The organism is Novosphingopyxis iocasae, from assembly GCF_014334095.1.
Taxonomy (GTDB): Bacteria; Pseudomonadota; Alphaproteobacteria; order Sphingomonadales; family Sphingomonadaceae; genus Novosphingopyxis; species Novosphingopyxis iocasae.
Map to the genome: position 1 here is coordinate 956,196 of NZ_CP060495.1, position 17,044 is coordinate 973,239.

Below are 17,044 nucleotides of genomic sequence, written 5' to 3' on the forward strand. Positions count from 1 at the left end.
CTGCCGATCCTGAAGCGACCGCGGCCTTATTGCTCACGCGTTTCGGATCGCTCGCCAACACGCTGGATGCCAGCTGCGAAGCCCTAACAGCCTGCGCCTCCCCGGCGATTGCCAATCGTATTCTAGCTGCCCGCGCGACCCATCTTGCCGCGGAAACAGACCAGATCGGCAGACGACCGCTGATGTCTGATCCAGATCGGCTCGATAGCTACCTGCGCAAACGCCTCGCTCATCGCGGGAAAGAGCAGATCCGTACGCTCTTCCTCGACCGGATCGGGCGCCTCATCGCGGATGAATGCGTCTGCGACGGCACCGTGGACGAATCCGCCATCTTCCCGCGCGAGCTGGTACGCAGGGCACTTGAGCTCGACGCCAGCGGCCTGGTGCTGGCACATAATCACCCCTCGCTCGACCCCCGCCCAAGCAGTGCCGACATCCGCGTCACTCACCGATTGGCAGAGGCGGCCGCTTCTCTCGACATCACTCTCGTCGACCATATCATTGTCGGCGCTTCCAATTTTTCCATGCGCGCAGCAGGTCTGTTGCGATAATCCGGCGATCAGACCTACGAATGCTCCGCTCCTTGGTTGACGCGTTGAGCGAGCAGTGATTGAGCGCTCGGGATGCTGCTTAAGACGTTCTACTTCTGCTTCCTCGGCACCTGCTGCACTTACGCTTGGGCGCTTGGAGGCCGGGACGAGCGGCTGGGGGTTCTCATCGTTCTCGGCGCGACAGTGTTTTCACTCGATCCGGTATTGGGCGGAGTAGACTGGAGCCGTCATGACGTCGATCTGGCAATAGTGGACATCCTTACTTTTCTCGCCGCTGCCACGCTTGCTTTGTTCAGCACGCGATTCTGGCCATTATGGATGGCCGGGTTCTGCTGCGTCGGCGCCGCAGTAAATATCGCGGTCGCCATGTCGCCTGGACTGGCACCCAAGGCCTATGCATATGCCGAAGGATTCTGGGCTTACCCGGCGATCGCCGCAATCGCGATCGGCGCTTTCGGCAGGCGACAAGCGAGTATGCGGACGCTACCGCATCGGCCCAAGACGGTTGATTGATCGCACGGACGCGGTGATAGCTTGCAGGTATGAACCTAACCGGCCCGACCTCGCAGAGTATCATTTCGCAGCGCACGCGGTTGCATTATGTCGACTGGGGAAATCCCGACAAACCGCCGCTGATCCTGCTGCATGGCGGGCGCGATCATGCGCGCAGCTGGGATTGGACGGCGATGCAGCTGCGCGAGGATTGGCATGTCATCTGTCCCGATCTTCGCGGTCACGGCGACAGCGAGTGGAACATGTCCGGCGATTATCCGATCACCGGCTATGTCTATGATCTGGCGCAGTTGGTGCACCAGCTTGGCCTCGCCCCCGTCACCATCGTCGCGCATTCGCTGGGCGGCAATATCGCGCTGCGCTTCACCGGCCTTTACCCTGATCAAGTACGGCGCCTCGTCGCGATCGAAGGCCTCGGCCCGTCCCCCGCGATGCAGGAAAAGCGGCTCGAGGTCTCGTTCGACGAGCGGATGCGCCGCTGGATCCACGACAAGCGCGCGGCGGCGGCGCGGCTGCCCAAACGCTATGCAAGTTTCGAAGAAGCCTATGCCCGGATGATGGAGGCGAACACCTATCTATCGGCCGAACAGGGCCACCATCTCACCCTCCATGCCGTGATGCGCAACGAGGACGGCAGTTACAGCTGGAAGTTCGATCCCTATGTCCATGTCTGGCCGACGATCGATCTTCCCTATGAGGAGATCGAGACCCTGTGGGGACAGATCGACTGTCCGACGCGGCTGATCTACGGGCAGGACAGTTGGGCTTCAAACCCCGAAGAAGACGGGCGGATCAGGTTCTTTCGCAATGCCAGCGTCTCCTCCTACGAGAAGGCCGGCCACTGGGTGCACCATGACCAGTTCGACCGGTTTATCGCAGAGCTGCAGGAATTTCTGTGAGCCAGCGATCGCTCAACGCTGTGCGCGCGGTTTCCAGGTGATGACGCGATAAACATAGAACAGCACGATTGCGGCGATGGCGGCGGTCGATATCGGGCCGACATAATCGTCGATCTTGCTGAAGTTGCGGCCCAGATAATAACCCGCACCCGTCAGGATGACGTTCCAGATCATCGCGCCCGCAAAGGTGGCGATCAGAAAGCGGAGATGCCCCATCCGGAACAGGCCCGCGGGCAGCGACACGATAGTGCGGAAGGCGGGCATGAAGCGCAGGACAAAAACGATCTTCCCGCCATGGCGCGTGAACAGGCGATTGATCTTCTGGATATCCTCCCACTCCAGCGTCAGCCAGCGGCCCCAGCGATTGACGAAACCTTCAAGCCGCCGAAATCCGTAGAAGCGTCCCAGCAGATACCAGGCGTAATTGCCCAGCGTCGAACCGACCGTTCCGGCAAAGACCACCGCCTCGAAATTCATCTGTCCCTGGCCCACCTCGATGCCAGCAAGCCCCATGATGATCTCCGACGGAATTGGCGGAAACACATTCTCCAGAAACATCAGAAAAGCGATGCCGATATAGCCGCCATTGGCGACCAGATGGACGATCCATTGGCTCACCTGTCGGTACGATCATTCTGGCTGCGCTCTTTCAGACGCCGCTCGATAGCATCCCAGATCATCCCGGCACTGTCGGTACCGTTGAATTTATCGATTGCGACAATGCCGGTGGGGGAAGTCACGTTGATCTCTGTCAGCCATTTGCCGCCGATCACGTCGATGCCCACAAAGACAAGGCCCAAGCGGCGCAGTTCCGGCCCCATCGCATCGCAGATTTCGCGCTCGGTTTCAGTCAGGTCCGCCGCTTCGGCATAGCCGCCCTGCGCCAGGTTGGAACGGAACTCGCCCTCGCCCGGCTTGCGGTTGATCGCGCCGGCAAACTCGCCATCGATCAGAACGATGCGCTTGTCGCCCTTTTCAATGTCCGGAAGGAAAGGCTGCACCATATGCGGCTCCTTCCAGGTCTGGTTGAACATCTCGACCAGGGCGGAGAGATTGTCGCCATCCTCGCCGATCCGGAACACCGCCTTGCCGCCATTGCCGTGCAGCGGCTTTATGACGATCCGCTTGTGGCGGTCATGAAAATCCCGAATTTCGTCGAGGCGGCGCGTGATGAGCGTTTCGGGCATGTAGCGCCGATAATCGAGCACATAGACCTTCTCCGGCGCATCGCGCACCGCCTTGGGGTCGTTCACCACCAGCGTCTCGTCTGCAATGCGCTCCAGCAGCCAGGTGCCGGTCAGATAGCCTGTATCGAACGGCGGGTCCTGCCGCATCAGCACCACATCGATATCGCTGCCCAGATCGATCGTCACCGGATCGCCAAGCTTGTAATGGTCGCCCGCAATGCGCTGCACCGTCACTGGAAACGCCCGCGTGGTCAGCCGTCCATCCCGCCACGTCAGATCGCGCACGTCATAATAGAACTGCTCATAACCGCGTTCCTGCCCCTTCAGGAGGATGGCAAAACTCGAATCGCCGTTGATGTTGATTCCTTCGAGCGAATCCATTTGGATGGCGGCTTTCATGGCGTTCCTTGCTGTTTGAGCCTTCTAGCGGGCGTGCCAGACGTTGCGCATATGGCGCGGCAGGCGGCCGGGTGCCACCAGGATGATATCGAACCGCGCATCGAAGCGTTCCCCGCAATAATGGGGAATGGCCACTTCCGCCGCAGCCGCCACCCGGCGAAACCGATAATCGTCGATCGCGCTGTCCAGCCTTTGCGTGCTGGCACGCGCCTTCACCTCCACGAAAGCAACGACGCCTCCACGCCGCGCCACGATGTCGATCTCCCCGCGCGGATTGCGCACCCGCTGGCCAAGAATGCGATAGCCATGCAAGCGCAGCCACCAGGCCGCGATCGTCTCCGCCCGCCGTCCAAGTGCTTCGGCGGCAAGGCGGTTCATCCCCGCGCCTTCAGTTCGGTTGCAAGATCGAACAGCGCCTTGCGATCACGCCCGAAGCGCTTCGCCACCTCGCCCGCTGCCTTGGACGCCGGCAAACGCTCCATCGCCTCGATCAGCGCGGCTTCGATCGCGCCCTCATCCGCCTCCTGTGTTTTGTCGTCCGCGGGCGGACCGACCAACAGCACGATTTCCCCCTTCGGCGCTTCGTCAGCATAGCGATCGGCAAGTTCGGCGATTGAGCCGGTCACCACTTCCTCATGACGCTTCGTCAGTTCGCGCGCGACCACCGCTTCCCGCGCGCCGCCCAGATGCGCCGTCATCGTTGTCAGCGTTTTGCCCAGCCTTGGCCCGCTTTCGTAGAAAACCAGCGTGGCGCGCAATGCCCTCACTTCATCCAGCATATCGCCCCGCGCTTTTTCCTTGGGCGGCAGGAAGCCGGCGAACAGAAACCGGTCGGTCGGCAGGCCGCTGATCGAAAGCGCCATCACGGCGGCGCTTGGCCCCGGCGCGCTGGTCACCATCACCCCGGCTTCCCGCGCGGCGCGCACCAGCTTGTAGCCGGGATCGGAGATCAGCGGCGTTCCGGCATCGCTGACCAGCGCCACCACCCCGGCCCGCGCCGCCTCCACCAGCGCATCGCGATCGGCCTCCCCGCTATGATCGTGATAGGGCCGCATGGGCTTCTTCAGCCCCAGGTGCCGCAGCAGCTTCGCGGTGACGCGGCTGTCTTCCACCGCGATCAGATCGGCAGCTTCCAGGATCGCGGCAGCGCGCGCGCTCACATCTCCCAGGTTGCCGATCGGCGTGGCGACGATATAGATGCCGGAAGGAAAATCGTTTTGCATGAGGGTAGGTCATGACAGAAGCAGTTGCGGCGCGGCAAGCCGCCTTGGACTTTGGGCGGACACGCAGTCGCACGGCGACATGGCTGAAACGTTGCAGCGTTGCCGCTGGACTGACCTTGCTGGCAGGGTGTAACACGCTGCTGCCCAGTGGCGGACGGCGTCCGCCGCCACGGACCGACAGCGCCCCCGTTTCCGCGCCCGCACCCACCGAAAATGTGGTGAGTGCGGACGACAGCCGTCACAAGATCGCGTTGCTGCTGCCGACTTCGGGCGAGAATGCCGATATCGGACAGTCGATTGCTAACGCGACCACGCTGGCGCTCCTGGACATCAACGCCTCCAACATCCGCATGACCACTTACGATACCGCGCGCGACCCGCGCGGCGCGGCGCAGCGTGCGGTGGCGGACGGCAACAGCCTGATCCTCGGCCCGCTGCTAGGCGATAATGTCGTGACGGTCGCCGGCGTCGCGCAGCAGCGTAATGTACCGATCATCAGCTTTTCCAACGATTCGGGCGTGGCGGGCCGAAACGTCTTCATCCTGGGCCATTTGCCTAGCCAGTCGATCGACCGCGTCGTCCGTTACGCTGTGAACCATGGCAAAAAGCGGATTGCCGGTCTGGTGCCGCAAAATGTTTACGGTCAGCGCGCCACCGGATCGCTCACGTCCGCGGTGCGCGCGGCAGGCGGTACGTTGACGGCGATCCAGCCCTATGATCGCACCAGCCAGTCGGTCGACGCCGCCACCAAGGCGCTGGCCCAGGCTGGACCTTATGATGCGGTGCTGATTGCCGACACCGGCCGCGCCGCCATGGCCGCCGCGCCGCTGCTGCGCCGCAACGGCGCAGGCACAGCGCAATTTCTCGGCACCGAGCTGTGGAATACAGAGAGCGCGCTCGCCGGATCGATCCCGATGCGCGGCGCGATCTTCGCCAGCGTCTCGGACGATCTCTACCGTCAATATGCGCAGAAATATCAAACCCGCTTCGGTAAGATGCCGTTCCGCCTTTCCAGCCTGGGCTATGATGCCGTGCTGCTCGTCGCCAACATCGCCAAGGACTGGCGCGTGGGCACGCCCTTCCCCGTCCAGCGGCTGACCGACCCACAGGGCTTCATCGGCATCGACGGCAGTTTCCGACTGCTCCCGAACGGCCTCAACCAGCGCAATCTGGAGGTTCAGGAGGTTGAGGACGGCAAGTTCGTGACCATCGACCCGGCTCCTCGCGGTTTCTGAGCGGACCACAATTTAGCGCTATTTCGGGCGGCGGGGGGAACGAAGACCCGCCCCGCCCGCTTGCCCTCCTGAACGCAACAGCAGGAGAGACGCATGTCCATCGCCGAAATGATCGCCGACCATCCTCAGGTCAAAGAAGAAGACCCCGCGCTGGGTCAGGCCGTCCGCCATGCCATGTATTGCGCGGCCATCTGCAACAGCTGCGCCGATGCGTGCAGTGCCGAGGAAGAGGATATGCGCCAGTGCATCCGCAGTTGTTCGGACTGTTCGGACATCTGCACCGCCACCTACCGCACGGCAAGCCGCCGCACCGCGGGCAATGTCCTTCTGATCATGGGCATGTTCGAACTGTGCATCCAGGCATGCGAGCAATGTGCCGAGGAATGCGAAAAGCATGACGATCCGCACTGCAAGCGCTGCGCAAAGATGTGCCGCGAGACGATCGAGGATTGCCGCAAGGCGCTCGAGTTCATGAAAAAGGACAACGGATAAGAAAAAGGCGAGCCTCGCAGGCTCGCCTTTTCATTCCATCGGCCATTGCGAGAACAGCGCCTGCCGGCGCCCTCGCAGTGGCAATATTCGAAGCCTAGGCTGCTTCTTTGCGCATCTTGTTGAGCTTCTTCAGCACCATCTGCCGCTTCAGGCGCGACAGATGATCGATGAAGAGAATGCCTTCGAGATGATCCATCTCGTGCTGAAGGCAAGTGGCCCAGAGGCCCTCCATCTCTTCCTCATGCACGTTCCCGTCCAGATCCTGCCAGCGAGCGCGGATCGTCGCCGGGCGCTCGACATCGGCAAACTGTTCGGGGACCGATAGGCAGCCCTCCTGATAGACGCTGAGATCGTCCGACGGGTCCAGAATTTCCGGATTGATGAAGATGCGCGGATCGCGCTTCACCGGCTGATGCGTATGTTCATGCCCGCCATGGTTGCACACCTCCGGCTCCGCGTCCGGATCGGGCTCCTGCAAATCGATCACGAGAACGCGCTTCGGCACGCCTACCTGGATCGCCGCAAGGCCGATGCCCGGCGCGTCATACATCGTGTCGAACATGTCTTCGACGAGCGTGCGGAGTTCGTCATCGAACTCGGTCACGGGCGTGGAAACGGTTTTAAGCCGAGGGTCCGGCACTTCGAGGATCGGTCTGATAGCCATAGCGCGGAGATAAGATCGGCAGCGATGGCGGTCAAGCGGCGGCCTGCCTCAGCCGATCGGCCGCCGGGCGCGCAACGCCTGCGCCAACGTGCCTTCGTCGAGATAGTCCATCTCCCCGCCCACCGGCATGCCATGGGCGAGCTGGGTGAGCCGCACCGGCTTGTCCTCCAGCCGCTCGGCGATGAAATGCGCGGTCGTCTGCCCTTCCAGCGTGGCGTTCATGGCAAGGACCACCTCGTCGATCCCCCCTTCGGCCACGCGGGCGACCAGCTTGTCGATCGACAGATCCTCCGGCCGCACGCCCTCCAGCGCGCTGAGGCGCCCGCCGAGCACATGATAGCGCCCGGGAAACAAGCGAGAGCGATCGAGCGCCCACAGGTCCGACACTTCTTCCACCACGCAGAGCGACTTGGGATCGCGTCGCGGATCGGCACAGATCGCACAAGGGTCGCTGGTATCGACATTGCCGCAGACCGAGCATGTGGCGAGACGCTCGCTGACCGTCTTGAGCGCGGACAGCAGCGGCATCAGCGCTCCTTCCCGCTTCTTCATCAAATGCAGCACCGCGCGCCGGGCCGAACGGGGGCCAAGCCCCGGAAGCCGCGCCAGCGCCTGCGTCAGCGCGTCGATTTCTTGCGATGCCATGGGGGGATAGGTAGGGGCAGCTTTGGCTTTTTGGAAGCGCCCACACCGACCTGATGGAGTAGAGCCTTTGCGCATCGCCTTTATGGGAACGCCGGATTTCGCGGTGCCGACGCTGAATGCGCTGCACGAGGCGGGGCATGAAATCGCGATGGTCTATTCGCAGCCGCCGCGCCGCGCGGGGCGGGGCAAGAAGTTGACGCCCACGCCGGTGGATTCGCGCGCTCAAGAGCTTGGATTGGAAGTGCGCACGCCCGTTTCGCTCAAGAGCGCGGACGAACATGCCTATTTCGAAAGTCTTGACCTCGATGTCGCGGTGGTCGCGGCCTATGGGCTGATCCTGCCGCAGGCGATCCTGGATGCGCCGCGTCTCGGCTGCCTCAATGTCCACGCCTCGCTGCTGCCGCGCTGGCGCGGCGCTGCCCCTGTGCAGCGCGCGATCCTGGCGGGAGATGAAGAAACCGGCGTCACCATCATGCAGATGGAAGCCGGGCTCGACACCGGCCCGATGTTGGCCATGGCCGCCACCCCGATCGCCGATCGCACTGCGGGCGAACTGACCGACGAACTCGCCGTGCGCGGCGCTGCGCTCATGGCCGAAGTTCTCGCCGCACCGGACGATTTTCCCCGCGAAAAGCAGCCCGATCACGGCGCGACCTATGCCAGCAAGATCGACAAAGCCGAAGCGCGGCTCGATTTTTCAGCGCCAGCCGATGCCGTGGAGCGGCAGGTACGCGCGTTCAATCCGGTGCCCGGCGCCTTCTTTGAACATGAGGGCGAGCGCTACCGTGTCCATGCCGCCAAGCAGGTCGACCGGGGCGGCGCGCCGGGCACGGTGCTCGACGATCGCCTGACCACCGCCTGCGGTAGCGGCGCAATCCGCCCCACGCTGATCCAGCGCGCAGGCAAGCCGATCATGGCGCTGGACGATTTCCTGCGCGGCAATGCAATTCCGGCGGGCACGCAGCTCTAGCTCTCCTCATGCCGCGCTTCGCCTTTACCATCGAATATGATGGCCGGCCTTTCATGGGCTGGCAGCGGCAGGACCATGGGCCCAGCGTGCAGGAAGCGATGGAGCGCGCGATCCACGCGATCACCGGGGAGGACGCGGTCGTCCACGCCGCGGGCCGCACCGATGCCGGCGTCCACGCGCTCGCCATGCGCGCCCATGCCGATATAGACACCGCCATTCCCGCGTTCCGGCTGAAGGAAGGCATCAACGCCAAGCTGCGCCCAGATCCGGTGGCGGTGCTGGCCTGCGAAGAAGTGGACGAGGACTGGCACGCGCGCTTCAGCTGCACGGGCCGGTCCTATGTCTATCGCATCGTCAACCGCCGCGCGCCGCTGACGTTCGAGGCGGGGCTGGCCTGGCGCGTGGTGCCGGAACTGGACGCCGCCGCGATGCACGAGGCGGCACAAGTGCTGGTCGGCCAGCACGATTTCACCACCTTTCGGTCCGCGCATTGCCAGTCCGCCAGCCCGCTGAAGACGCTGGACCGGCTCGATGTGGTTCAGAAGGATGAGCGGATCGAGGTTCATGCGGCCGCGCGCTCCTTTCTGCATCATCAGGTCCGTTCGATGGTGGGCTGCCTAAAGCTGGTCGGCGAAGGGAAATGGAGCGTCGCGGATATGCGCGATGCGCTCAAAGCCGCAGACCGCGCGGCGCTGGGCTACAACGCGCCGCCGGACGGGCTGTATTTTGTCAACGCCAGCTATCCTGAGACACCTTAAGTCCCGAACTTGCGGCGACCGTTTATTCTCACTCCGTAAGTCCTGAGCTTGTCGAAGGACGTTTATCGTCGAGGCGAAACGCCCTTCGACAAGCTCAGGGCTCCAGACTTTTTCACGATCAAACCGGAAAAAGCCGCCCCACCGCCTTGTCGAGCATCAGCATCTGCCAGATCAGCCGCCCGTGATCGCGGCGACCGGCGATGTGCTCCTCGGCGATCAGACCGAGCGCTTCGCCGTCGAACCAGCCAGTGCGCGCCAGCGCCGAGCGCGTGCCCATCGCCCTCGCCTCGCCCGCCAGCGGCCCGCGGAACCAGGCATTGATCGGCGTGACGAAGCCCATTTTGGGGCGGTACAGAATATCGCGCGGCAAATAGGGCTCCATCGCACGCTTCATCAGCCATTTGCCCTGCCCGCCGCGCACTCGATATTTGTCCGGCAGCTTCGCGGCGAATTCAATAAGGCGATGGTCGAGCAGCGGTTCGCGCGCTTCCAGACCCACTGCCATGCTCGCGCGGTCGGTCTTGGTCAGGATATCGCCCGGCAGCCAGAAAGTGAGATCGGCATATTGCGCCCGGTCCAGCCCGGTGCGCGCCGGAGCCTGCCGCATCAATTCGATCAGCCGATCCTCGGCGCGGTAATCGCCGAGCGTCCCGCGCATCGCATCCGAATAGAGCGCGCCGCGCGCATCGGGACCGGTGACGCCGAGTGCATCGGCATAGCCCGCCTCCCCGCTTCCTGCGAGGGAGAGCAGCGTCGTCTTGGCGCGCAGCGGTCGCGGTGCCCAATCGGCCTTCGGATAAAGCTTGCCCAGCGTACCCAGCAGCGGACCGCGCACAGTCTGCGGGATCAGCCCGCGTATCCGCTCCTCACCTGCATGAAACACCTGCCGCCGATACCCCGCCAGCGCCTCATCCGCGCCGTCGCCGGACAACGCCACGGTGACATGCTCGCGCGCGAGTTCGCAAACCGAGAGCGTCGGTAGCGCGGAGGCATCGGCGAAGGGCTCGTCATAGATTTCGGCCAGCCGGTCGATCTGTTCAAACTGGTCCGCGCCCACCGTCCGGCTGTGGTGATCGGTGGCAAAACGGTCCGCTATGGTGCGCGCATGGCTGCTTTCGTCCAGCGCCGCCTCGTCGAAGCCGATTGAGCAGGTGGTGACCGCGCGGCGGGACTGTTCGGCCATCAGCGCAACCACGTTGCTGCTGTCTACGCCGCCGGACAGGAACGCGCCGAGCGGCACGTCGGCCACCATCCTGCTGGAAACCGCCTCGCGCATGATCGCGAGGAGCTCTTCCTCCAGCGCGCCTTGCCCGGCCGTCGATCGCTGGCTGAAATCCACATCCCACCAGCGCTGCGGCTCGGCCAGCCCGCCCTCGCTGCGCAAGCTAATGTGATGCGCCGCGGGAAGCTTACGTACGCCTTTCACGATCGAGCGATCGTCTGGCACGTAACCGAAGGCGAGATAATCCTCGACCGCGCGTTCCTCCGGCACGCGGCGTAGCAGCGGGTGGACAAGCAGCGCCTTCAATTCCGATGCGAATGCCACCGATCCGTCGGATAGAGCTGCGTAGAAGAGTGGTTTGACGCCCAGCCGGTCGCGCGCGAGAAACAGGCGCCGGTCGGCCTGATCATAGATCGCGAAGGCAAACATGCCGTTCAGCCTGGATAGGCACGCCTCGCCCCATTGGGCATAGGCCGCCAGGATCACCTCGGTATCGCCTTCGGTTGCGAAGACATGGCCCTTGGCTTCCAGCTCGCTGCGCAGCGCCTGAAAATTATAGATCTCGCCGTTAAATACGATCTGAAACCGGCCATCGGCATAGCCCATGGGCTGCGGGCTACCCTCCAGATCGATGATCGAAAGACGGCGATGCCCCAACCCGACGCCGGGCGCGGTCCAAACGCCCGATCCGTCCGGTCCGCGATGCGCAATGGCGTCGGTCATCGCCCGGACGCGCGCGGGATCGACCGGCTTGGCCGTGCCGATATGGAAGATGCCCGCAATGCCGCACATGGCGCTGCCCCTTAGAGCAGCAAGGCGGCGAAGGCGAGAGCCAGCGCCGGGATAGCGACCGTTGCAACGGCCACCGGAAGCGGCTCGATCCGCCCCGCGAAGGATCCCTGCAATCGCGCCGGATCAAAGGCCGGTGCGTCGGCAGCTTTGTCGAAAAAAGGCCACGCCGCCGCCAGGATCAGTGCGATGACAATGCCAAAGAAAATCCAGCCGTAGAAAATGTGATCAAAACCGGCGGCGAAATCCAGCCCGCGATAATGCGCGATGATCATGGTCCCCCAGGCGCGGATGCCGTTGGCGATAATCGGCACGATCACGCAGGCGGCCAGCAGCACGGCGCGGCGGCGCCAGCTTTCGAAACACAGATTGGCGACCAGCGCGCCGAGCGCCAGCATCGCGATGAGGAATTTGACGCCCGAGCACGCTTCGGCGACGTGAAACAGTCCGGCGGGCGTCGAAATGTAGAGGCCGTTCAGGTGCGCGGGGACGCCGCTCCAACCGAGCAGCACCATGCTCATATCCGCGGTCAGCACCTGCAGCGGATAGATCAGCTCATCACCGAAGGGCACGAGGAAAAAGGAAAAGAACAGCGGAAAGGCCAGCCCGCGCGCCACCATCGGCCCGCACAATGCCAGTACCGCGCCCTGCAGCATCATCGCCAGCGCAAGATGCCGCGCGAAGTTGATATCGAACGCATCGCCTATCAGCCAGAAAAGCGCAGCGAGCGCACACCAGGCGAGGCCCGGCCACCAGGCGGCGGGGGTGAGCGCGGCGAGCTCTTGCTGGCGCTGCCAGACCAGCCAGCCGAGAATCGGCAAGATCAACAGGCAGTGATTATAAGTGGAGATGTTCCACCAGATATCGAACATTTGCGCCGCATCACGCCAGAACAGCGCGAGGATCGCCAGCCACGCACCGCCCAGCAGCGGCAGCGTGCGGGCCCAGGCGGTGTCGGCGCGCGGAAGGGAAACGCTCAGAGCGGTCATGCCGCGGCCTCCACTGCGCGCGCTTCTGACAGACCCAGCAGTTCGCCCAGCGGCGCGAGCTGCGTATCCCAGCGATAGCGCCGTTCGACATGCGCGCGCGCGGCGCGGCCCATCGCGGCGCGGCGCGCAGGATCGGCCAGCAGCGCGGCAGCCAGCTCTTCCTCTTCGGCAGCGGTTTTCGCCACTTCCAGATGCGTTCCGGCGTCGGCATCGATCCCCTCGAACGCGGCTGCGCTGGCGAGCACCGGGCGGCCCATCGCCATCGCCTCCAGCACCTTGTTCTGAACACCGCGCGCGATGCGCAGCGGAGCCACCACCAGATCGGCGGCGGCAAGCCAGCTGCGTGTGTCGGGCACTTCGCCCGTCACGATCACGCCATCATGTTTCGCAAGCGCCTTCACCTCCGGCGACGGCGCGCGGCCGACAATGGCGAAGGCGACATGGGGGAACTGTGCGCGCAACTGCGGCATCACGGCCGCCGTAAAGCTTTCGACCGCCTCGATATTCGGCCGGTAATCCATCTGTCCCGTGAAGACGATCAGCGGGCCGGTCGGTCGGTCGGTCAGCGGCGCGACGTCCGCCGCGTCCGGATCGAAGCGATCGAGATCGATGCCGTTGCCGACCGCGATCACACGTTCCGCCCCGCTGCGCCGACGGAACAGCGCCGCTTCCGCCGCGCTCACGAACAGGCTGGCGTCCGCACGCTGCGCTACAGTTCGCTCATAATCTGCGAGCAGCCGCGCCTCTCGCCTGTTGATCCAGGCCATCGGCCCACTTCCCTCGGCGCCGTAACGCTCAAACTTCGCGCTATCGACGTCGACGAAGTCCATTACGACGCGGCCCGAAAAGCGCTTGGGCACATATTGCGCCATCTGGCTGGAAAAGACGTAGATCGTCTCGATCCGCTCCCGTTTCACCAGCCGCGCGATCCTGCGTTTCATCGACGGCGAATCGAACGCTGCAAGCGAGACCGGGCGTCCGCCCGCCAACGCTCGCAATCCCGCCTTCCACATCGGCACCGTGCGGGGTTCGAGAATCGTGGACGCGGTCACTGCCTCCAGCGCTTCGGCATATTTCCAGTCGTCCAGCTGATCCACGAACGCCGCAACGTGGACGGGCGCACGCTCCGCCATCCAGCGCAGCATATGGTAAGACCGGATTTTGTCACCGCGATCGGGCGGCCAGGGCATGCGGTGCGCGATGTAGAGGACGCTCATCCCAGCCCCTTGGCGATCCACGGTCCGATCAGATTGGCCACCGGCAGCGGCAGCTTCTGCCAGGTCTCCACCATCATGCGATATTTCGGGCTGGTGGGGTTCACATCGCGCCCCTGCCCGTCCGCACTCCAGCTGGCATAGCGCAGCGGCTGCGGTTCGAAACCCCAGTTCTTTTTGTAGCTCCACGGGCCGGTGCCGGTCTTGGAACGGCCGAAATCAAAACGGGTGCAGCCGCGCTGCGCCGCATGGTTCATCAGCGCAAAGTACATCATCTCATTGGCGCGTAAGCTGCGGGCGGCATGCAGCCCCCCGCCCCAGTAGGGCATCACCGTTCCGCGATGGTAGAGGCTGAGCACGCTCGCCACCGGCTCGCCACGGTGCAGCACCGTCAGAATGTCGGCATCGTCGCCAAACCTGTCCAGCATCGCGGCGAACAGCTTTCGCGGGAATACGGGCGTACCCAGATTGCGAACGCTTTCCGAATAGACGCGGTAATGCCACTCGCGGTCGCATCGCGCGCTGCCGACCTCCACCACCAGATCGGAGGCCAGCGCCTTGCGGATTTCCGCCCGCTGCTTGCGCGGCACCGCCTTCAGCCGTGCATCCTCATCATCCGCCAAATCGGCGGAAAATCCGCAATAGGTGCTGTCATCGATCGACCAGCCCTGCCCTGCCGGATCGGTCCCGCCGCGCAGCTCCAGCGTCGCAAATCCGCCTTTTTTAGCCTGCGCCAGCGCTTGCTCGGTCAGTCCGCGCCGGGTGGCATGGTCGTCCGCGATGATGCCGCCGCCCACCGCAAAACCCGAGGAGACGAGCGCCTTGCCGAACAGCGCAGAGCGGATCTCGGTAAGCGGGACGAGACCGCATATCCCAGCCACCCGGCGTGCCACGAGATAATGGCCGCGCTGTCCGCAACCGCCCTGCACCGCCTGCAACCAGGCAGGCCGATGGAAAGGCGTCGTATCGTCACGCTGAGCAAGAAACGCATCGATCTGCGCCACTGCCTGCTGATCACTCAGCGAGACGCACGCAATATTAGGCGCATGCTCGGTAAACGGCGCGCTCATGCCAGCCGCGCCTTTTCGGCAGCAGCCACCGCATCGACCCGGCCCCATGAAAATTCGCGCAGCATCCGCTCCAGCTTCCCCTCCATGGCGGACAGCTTCGTATAATGACGCAGCTTCGATTTCAGCGGGGCATCGGCAACGCGCGGCTGATCCGGATCAATCTCCCACGGGTGGAAATAGAAAATACCGGGATGGCTTTCCCGATTGACCTGACCGAACGCCCAGCGGGAGAAAGCATAGGGGAACATCCGAAACCAGCCCCCGCCTCCGGCGGCGAGCCGTTTGCCTGCGAAGACCGCAGTGGTGACCGGCAGCTCGATCAGGTCCGAGCCTGCCACGGGGCGAAAGGCGAAGCGGCCCGCTTCGGGCCAGCCGTAATGATCGTTTTGGATCGGCGCGACGCTGGAGGAATAGGCGTAGCCCTTTTCCGCCAGGATTTCGTGCGCCCAGGGCGTGCGCTTGTCGATCGAGAAGCTGGGCGCGCGGTATCCGTTGACGGCTGAGCCGCTGGCATCCTCCAGCAGCTTTTTCGCGCGATCGATATTCGCGGCGAATTCCTGGCGGCTCAGCTTGAACACCCGTTCATGCCCATAGCCGTGGCTAGCGAGTTCATGGCCCGCCTCGACGATCCGCCGCATCAAAGCGGGATGGCGCTCGGCCACCCAGCCGAGGGTGAAGAAGGTTGCCGAAACACCGGCGCGTGCGAACAGATCGATCACGGCATCGGTATTGCGCTCGACGCGCCGCGCCAGCCCGTCCCAGTCGGCACGGTCGATCACATTCTCGAACGCGCCCACCTGAAACCAGTCCTCGATGTCGACGGACATCGCGTTGAGGACGGTGCCTGGAAGGATCGGACCCTGCTTCACGATTGGGGCTGGCCGTTCAGGCGGCGCGGCGGGCGGTCAGCTCATCGCCGCGCTCGACATGGTCCAGCAGCATCGCGACGAGCCGCTTGATCGTGGCTTCCTGAGTGTCAATCCGCTCTTCCAAACGTTCAATCTGCTCGGCCAGTTCGGCAACGCGGTCGTCGTCCGTCGCTTCGCTGTGTGGCGCGCTGTCAGGCACGGTTTCGAAAACGGGGGGCGTGGTGCCGGGCCGGAAGAAACCGTGGACCACCGGACGGCTCTCCTCGGCCTGCTCATCTTCCGGCTTTGCGTCCGGCTCGTCCTCTTCGATCACAATCGAATTGGAAATGTTTTCCATGGGTGCCACTTCCGCCTCCGGCTCGTCTTCTTCAACAGCGGCCATTTCAGCAGTGGCTTCCGTCATCATTGGCGCAGGGTCCGGTTCGGCCGTGTCAGGAGTGGCCTGCAATGTTTGCTCTGGCCCACCGGCTTGCGTATCCTCTGCACCAGGCGCTTCAGCCGGCGTGGCGGGCACCGCGATCTGTACGGGCACCTCGCGGTCGCCTTCGATGTCGGCCAACACGTCTTCGATCAGCCCAACCTCGATCCGATCGATCTTCTCTACCGCGCCCATCAGAAGGACACGCGTCATCAGCGAATTGAGCTTGCGCGGCACGCCGCCGCTCGCCTCGTAAAGCTTGTCGATCGCTTCCATCGTGAAGTCGGGGCGCCCGTTCCAGCCCACCTTGCCCAGGCGGTGCAGAATATAGGGCTCCATCTCCTCAGGCTGCATCGCCTCCAGATGATGCGTCGCGATGACGCGCTGGCGCAGCTGCTCCAGCCCAGGATCGGTCTTCAGCTGGTCACGAAATTCGGGCTGGCCTAGCAGGAAAATCTGCAGCAGCGCCTGATTGCCCAGCTGAAAGTTGGAGAGCATGCGTAGCTCCTCCAGCGTTGCCGTGGGCAGGTTCTGCGCTTCGTCCACCACCAGCAGGCAGCGGCGGCCTTGGCGCGCCTCGGCATGGAGGAACTGCTCGATCGCGCTCAGCGCATCACTCTTGGCATCGCCCGCCACCGCGACGCCGAAAGCTTCGGCGACCATATGGAGCAGATCGCCGCCTTGCAGCTGCGTCGTGACGATATTGGCGGCTGTCAGCCGGCCGGGGTCCACTGTTTCCATAAGATGCCGCACCAGCGTGGTCTTGCCCGCGCCGATTTCGCCGGTGATGACGATGAACCCCTCGCCCTGCGCCAGGCCGTAACCGAGATAGCTGAGCGCCTTTCGGTGCGTCCCGCTTTCGAAGTAAAAACGTGGATCGGGGGTGAGCTGAAAGGGCCTGCCGCTAAGCTCATAATATTGATCGTACATTTGCTGT

The 17,044-nt window shown here is 63.8% G+C and carries 19 protein-coding genes; 7 read left to right on the plus strand and 12 right to left on the minus strand.

The features are described 5' to 3' along the window. The first annotated feature begins 29 nt into the window (after nt 1-29). From H7X45_RS04505 to H7X45_RS04515, 3 genes are all read left to right on the plus strand, one after another. Entirely contained in the window at nt 30-551 is a 522-nt protein-coding gene (locus tag H7X45_RS04505) for a JAB domain-containing protein (RefSeq protein WP_187336346.1), read from the plus strand. Nucleotides 552-623: 72 nt separating this feature from the next. Next, nucleotides 624-1,064: a hypothetical protein gene (locus tag H7X45_RS04510; protein ID WP_187336347.1), complete on the plus strand. Its 441-nt coding sequence runs from the start codon at nt 624-626 to the stop codon at nt 1,062-1,064. Nucleotides 1,065-1,093: 29 nt separating this feature from the next. Beyond that, nucleotides 1,094-1,963, plus strand: a complete 870-nt coding sequence (locus tag H7X45_RS04515) for an alpha/beta fold hydrolase (RefSeq protein ID WP_187336348.1) — start codon at nt 1,094-1,096, stop codon at nt 1,961-1,963. Between the two features lie 12 nt (nt 1,964-1,975). Here H7X45_RS04515 and H7X45_RS04520 read toward each other — a convergent pair whose 3' ends face one another. Genes H7X45_RS04520 through rsmI form a run of 4 tightly spaced genes read right to left on the minus strand, consistent with a single transcriptional unit; the run spans nt 1,976 to nt 4,772 of the window. Further along, a complete protein-coding gene (locus tag H7X45_RS04520) occupies nt 1,976-2,581 on the minus strand; it encodes a DedA family protein (RefSeq protein WP_187336349.1) in 606 nt (201 codons plus the stop codon). Next, nucleotides 2,578-3,549 (minus strand): glutathione synthase, encoded by a 972-nt coding sequence (gshB, locus tag H7X45_RS04525; protein ID WP_187336350.1) that lies wholly within the window; start codon nt 3,547-3,549, stop codon nt 2,578-2,580. The genes H7X45_RS04520 and gshB overlap by 4 nt, the downstream gene beginning before the upstream one ends. A 24-nt stretch (nt 3,550-3,573) precedes the next feature. Continuing rightward, a complete protein-coding gene (locus H7X45_RS04530; protein WP_187336351.1) occupies nt 3,574-3,927 on the minus strand; it encodes a YraN family protein in 354 nt (117 codons plus the stop codon). Continuing rightward, nucleotides 3,924-4,772, minus strand: coding sequence for a 16S rRNA (cytidine(1402)-2'-O)-methyltransferase (gene rsmI / locus H7X45_RS04535; RefSeq protein ID WP_187336352.1), 849 nt, complete (start codon nt 4,770-4,772; stop codon nt 3,924-3,926). The genes H7X45_RS04530 and rsmI overlap by 4 nt, the downstream gene beginning before the upstream one ends. 11 nt (nt 4,773-4,783) lie before the next feature. Here rsmI and H7X45_RS04540 point away from each other — a divergent pair, with 11 nt between their 5' ends. Together H7X45_RS04540 and H7X45_RS04545 are read left to right on the plus strand one after the other, a co-directional pair. Next, entirely contained in the window at nt 4,784-6,007 is a 1,224-nt protein-coding gene (locus tag H7X45_RS04540) for a penicillin-binding protein activator (protein WP_187336353.1), read from the plus strand. A 93-nt stretch (nt 6,008-6,100) separates the two neighbouring features. Next, entirely contained in the window at nt 6,101-6,499 is a 399-nt protein-coding gene (locus H7X45_RS04545) for a four-helix bundle copper-binding protein (protein ID WP_187336354.1), read from the plus strand. A gap of 94 nt (nt 6,500-6,593) precedes the next feature. On the opposite strand, the gene H7X45_RS04550 is transcribed toward H7X45_RS04545, so the two are convergent. Continuing rightward, nucleotides 6,594-7,163, minus strand: a complete 570-nt coding sequence (locus H7X45_RS04550) for a peptide deformylase (RefSeq protein WP_187336355.1) — start codon at nt 7,161-7,163, stop codon at nt 6,594-6,596. 48 nt (nt 7,164-7,211) lie between these two features. Continuing rightward, on the minus strand, nt 7,212-7,808 hold the full coding sequence (gene recR / locus H7X45_RS04555; RefSeq protein ID WP_187336356.1) for a recombination mediator RecR: 597 nt from the start codon (nt 7,806-7,808) through the stop codon (nt 7,212-7,214). Between the two features lie 67 nt (nt 7,809-7,875). Here recR and fmt point away from each other — a divergent pair, with 67 nt between their 5' ends. Together fmt and truA are read left to right on the plus strand one after the other, a co-directional pair. After that, nucleotides 7,876-8,778, plus strand: a complete 903-nt coding sequence (fmt, locus tag H7X45_RS04560) for a methionyl-tRNA formyltransferase (RefSeq protein WP_187336357.1) — start codon at nt 7,876-7,878, stop codon at nt 8,776-8,778. An 8-nt stretch (nt 8,779-8,786) separates the two neighbouring features. After that, entirely contained in the window at nt 8,787-9,536 is a 750-nt protein-coding gene (truA, locus tag H7X45_RS04565) for a tRNA pseudouridine(38-40) synthase TruA (protein ID WP_187336358.1), read from the plus strand. 118 nt (nt 9,537-9,654) lie between these two features. Here truA and H7X45_RS04570 read toward each other — a convergent pair whose 3' ends face one another. The 6 genes from H7X45_RS04570 to H7X45_RS04595 are packed head-to-tail and all read right to left on the minus strand — an operon-like array spanning nt 9,655 to nt 17,037. Further along, nucleotides 9,655-11,550, minus strand: coding sequence for an XrtA/PEP-CTERM system amidotransferase (locus H7X45_RS04570; RefSeq protein WP_187336359.1), 1,896 nt, complete (start codon nt 11,548-11,550; stop codon nt 9,655-9,657). An 11-nt stretch (nt 11,551-11,561) separates the two neighbouring features. Further along, nucleotides 11,562-12,536 carry an exosortase A gene (gene xrtA / locus H7X45_RS04575; protein ID WP_187336360.1) on the minus strand — a complete coding sequence of 325 codons (975 nt, stop codon included), beginning with the start codon at nt 12,534-12,536 and terminating at the stop codon, nt 11,562-11,564. Then, nucleotides 12,533-13,753 carry a TIGR03087 family PEP-CTERM/XrtA system glycosyltransferase gene (locus tag H7X45_RS04580; protein WP_187336361.1) on the minus strand — a complete coding sequence of 407 codons (1,221 nt, stop codon included), beginning with the start codon at nt 13,751-13,753 and terminating at the stop codon, nt 12,533-12,535. Before H7X45_RS04580 ends, xrtA begins: the two co-directional genes overlap by 4 nt. Next, nucleotides 13,750-14,820, minus strand: a complete 1,071-nt coding sequence (locus H7X45_RS04585) for a FemAB family XrtA/PEP-CTERM system-associated protein (RefSeq protein ID WP_187336362.1) — start codon at nt 14,818-14,820, stop codon at nt 13,750-13,752. The genes H7X45_RS04580 and H7X45_RS04585 overlap by 4 nt, the downstream gene beginning before the upstream one ends. After that, nucleotides 14,817-15,647 (minus strand): XrtA system polysaccharide deacetylase, encoded by an 831-nt coding sequence (locus tag H7X45_RS04590; RefSeq protein ID WP_187336977.1) that lies wholly within the window; start codon nt 15,645-15,647, stop codon nt 14,817-14,819. Before H7X45_RS04590 ends, H7X45_RS04585 begins: the two co-directional genes overlap by 4 nt. Before the next feature lie 58 nt (nt 15,648-15,705). Continuing rightward, nucleotides 15,706-17,037, minus strand: coding sequence for an XrtA/PEP-CTERM system-associated ATPase (locus H7X45_RS04595; protein WP_187336363.1), 1,332 nt, complete (start codon nt 17,035-17,037; stop codon nt 15,706-15,708). Nucleotides 17,038-17,044 lie beyond the last annotated feature (7 nt).

Coding starts and splice junctions, on each gene's coding strand:
- H7X45_RS04510 (WP_187336347.1), top strand. CDS start 624: ATGCTGCTTAAGACGTTCTACTTCTGCTTCCTCGGCACCTGCTGCACT.
- H7X45_RS04570 (WP_187336359.1), bottom strand. CDS start 11,550: ATGTGCGGCATTGCGGGCATCTTCCATATCGGCACGGCCAAGCCGGTC.
- H7X45_RS04585 (WP_187336362.1), bottom strand. CDS start 14,820: ATGAGCGCGCCGTTTACCGAGCATGCGCCTAATATTGCGTGCGTCTCG.
- H7X45_RS04515 (WP_187336348.1), top strand. CDS start 1,094: ATGAACCTAACCGGCCCGACCTCGCAGAGTATCATTTCGCAGCGCACG.
- gshB (WP_187336350.1), bottom strand. CDS start 3,549: ATGAAAGCCGCCATCCAAATGGATTCGCTCGAAGGAATCAACATCAAC.
- rsmI (WP_187336352.1), bottom strand. CDS start 4,772: ATGCAAAACGATTTTCCTTCCGGCATCTATATCGTCGCCACGCCGATC.
- H7X45_RS04595 (WP_187336363.1), bottom strand. CDS start 17,037: ATGTACGATCAATATTATGAGCTTAGCGGCAGGCCCTTTCAGCTCACC.
- H7X45_RS04580 (WP_187336361.1), bottom strand. CDS start 13,753: ATGAGCGTCCTCTACATCGCGCACCGCATGCCCTGGCCGCCCGATCGC.
- H7X45_RS04550 (WP_187336355.1), bottom strand. CDS start 7,163: ATGGCTATCAGACCGATCCTCGAAGTGCCGGACCCTCGGCTTAAAACC.
- truA (WP_187336358.1), top strand. CDS start 8,787: ATGCCGCGCTTCGCCTTTACCATCGAATATGATGGCCGGCCTTTCATG.
- xrtA (WP_187336360.1), bottom strand. CDS start 12,536: ATGACCGCTCTGAGCGTTTCCCTTCCGCGCGCCGACACCGCCTGGGCC.
- H7X45_RS04540 (WP_187336353.1), top strand. CDS start 4,784: ATGACAGAAGCAGTTGCGGCGCGGCAAGCCGCCTTGGACTTTGGGCGG.
- H7X45_RS04545 (WP_187336354.1), top strand. CDS start 6,101: ATGTCCATCGCCGAAATGATCGCCGACCATCCTCAGGTCAAAGAAGAA.
- H7X45_RS04590 (WP_187336977.1), bottom strand. CDS start 15,647: ATGTCCGTCGACATCGAGGACTGGTTTCAGGTGGGCGCGTTCGAGAAT.
- H7X45_RS04530 (WP_187336351.1), bottom strand. CDS start 3,927: ATGAACCGCCTTGCCGCCGAAGCACTTGGACGGCGGGCGGAGACGATC.
- recR (WP_187336356.1), bottom strand. CDS start 7,808: ATGGCATCGCAAGAAATCGACGCGCTGACGCAGGCGCTGGCGCGGCTT.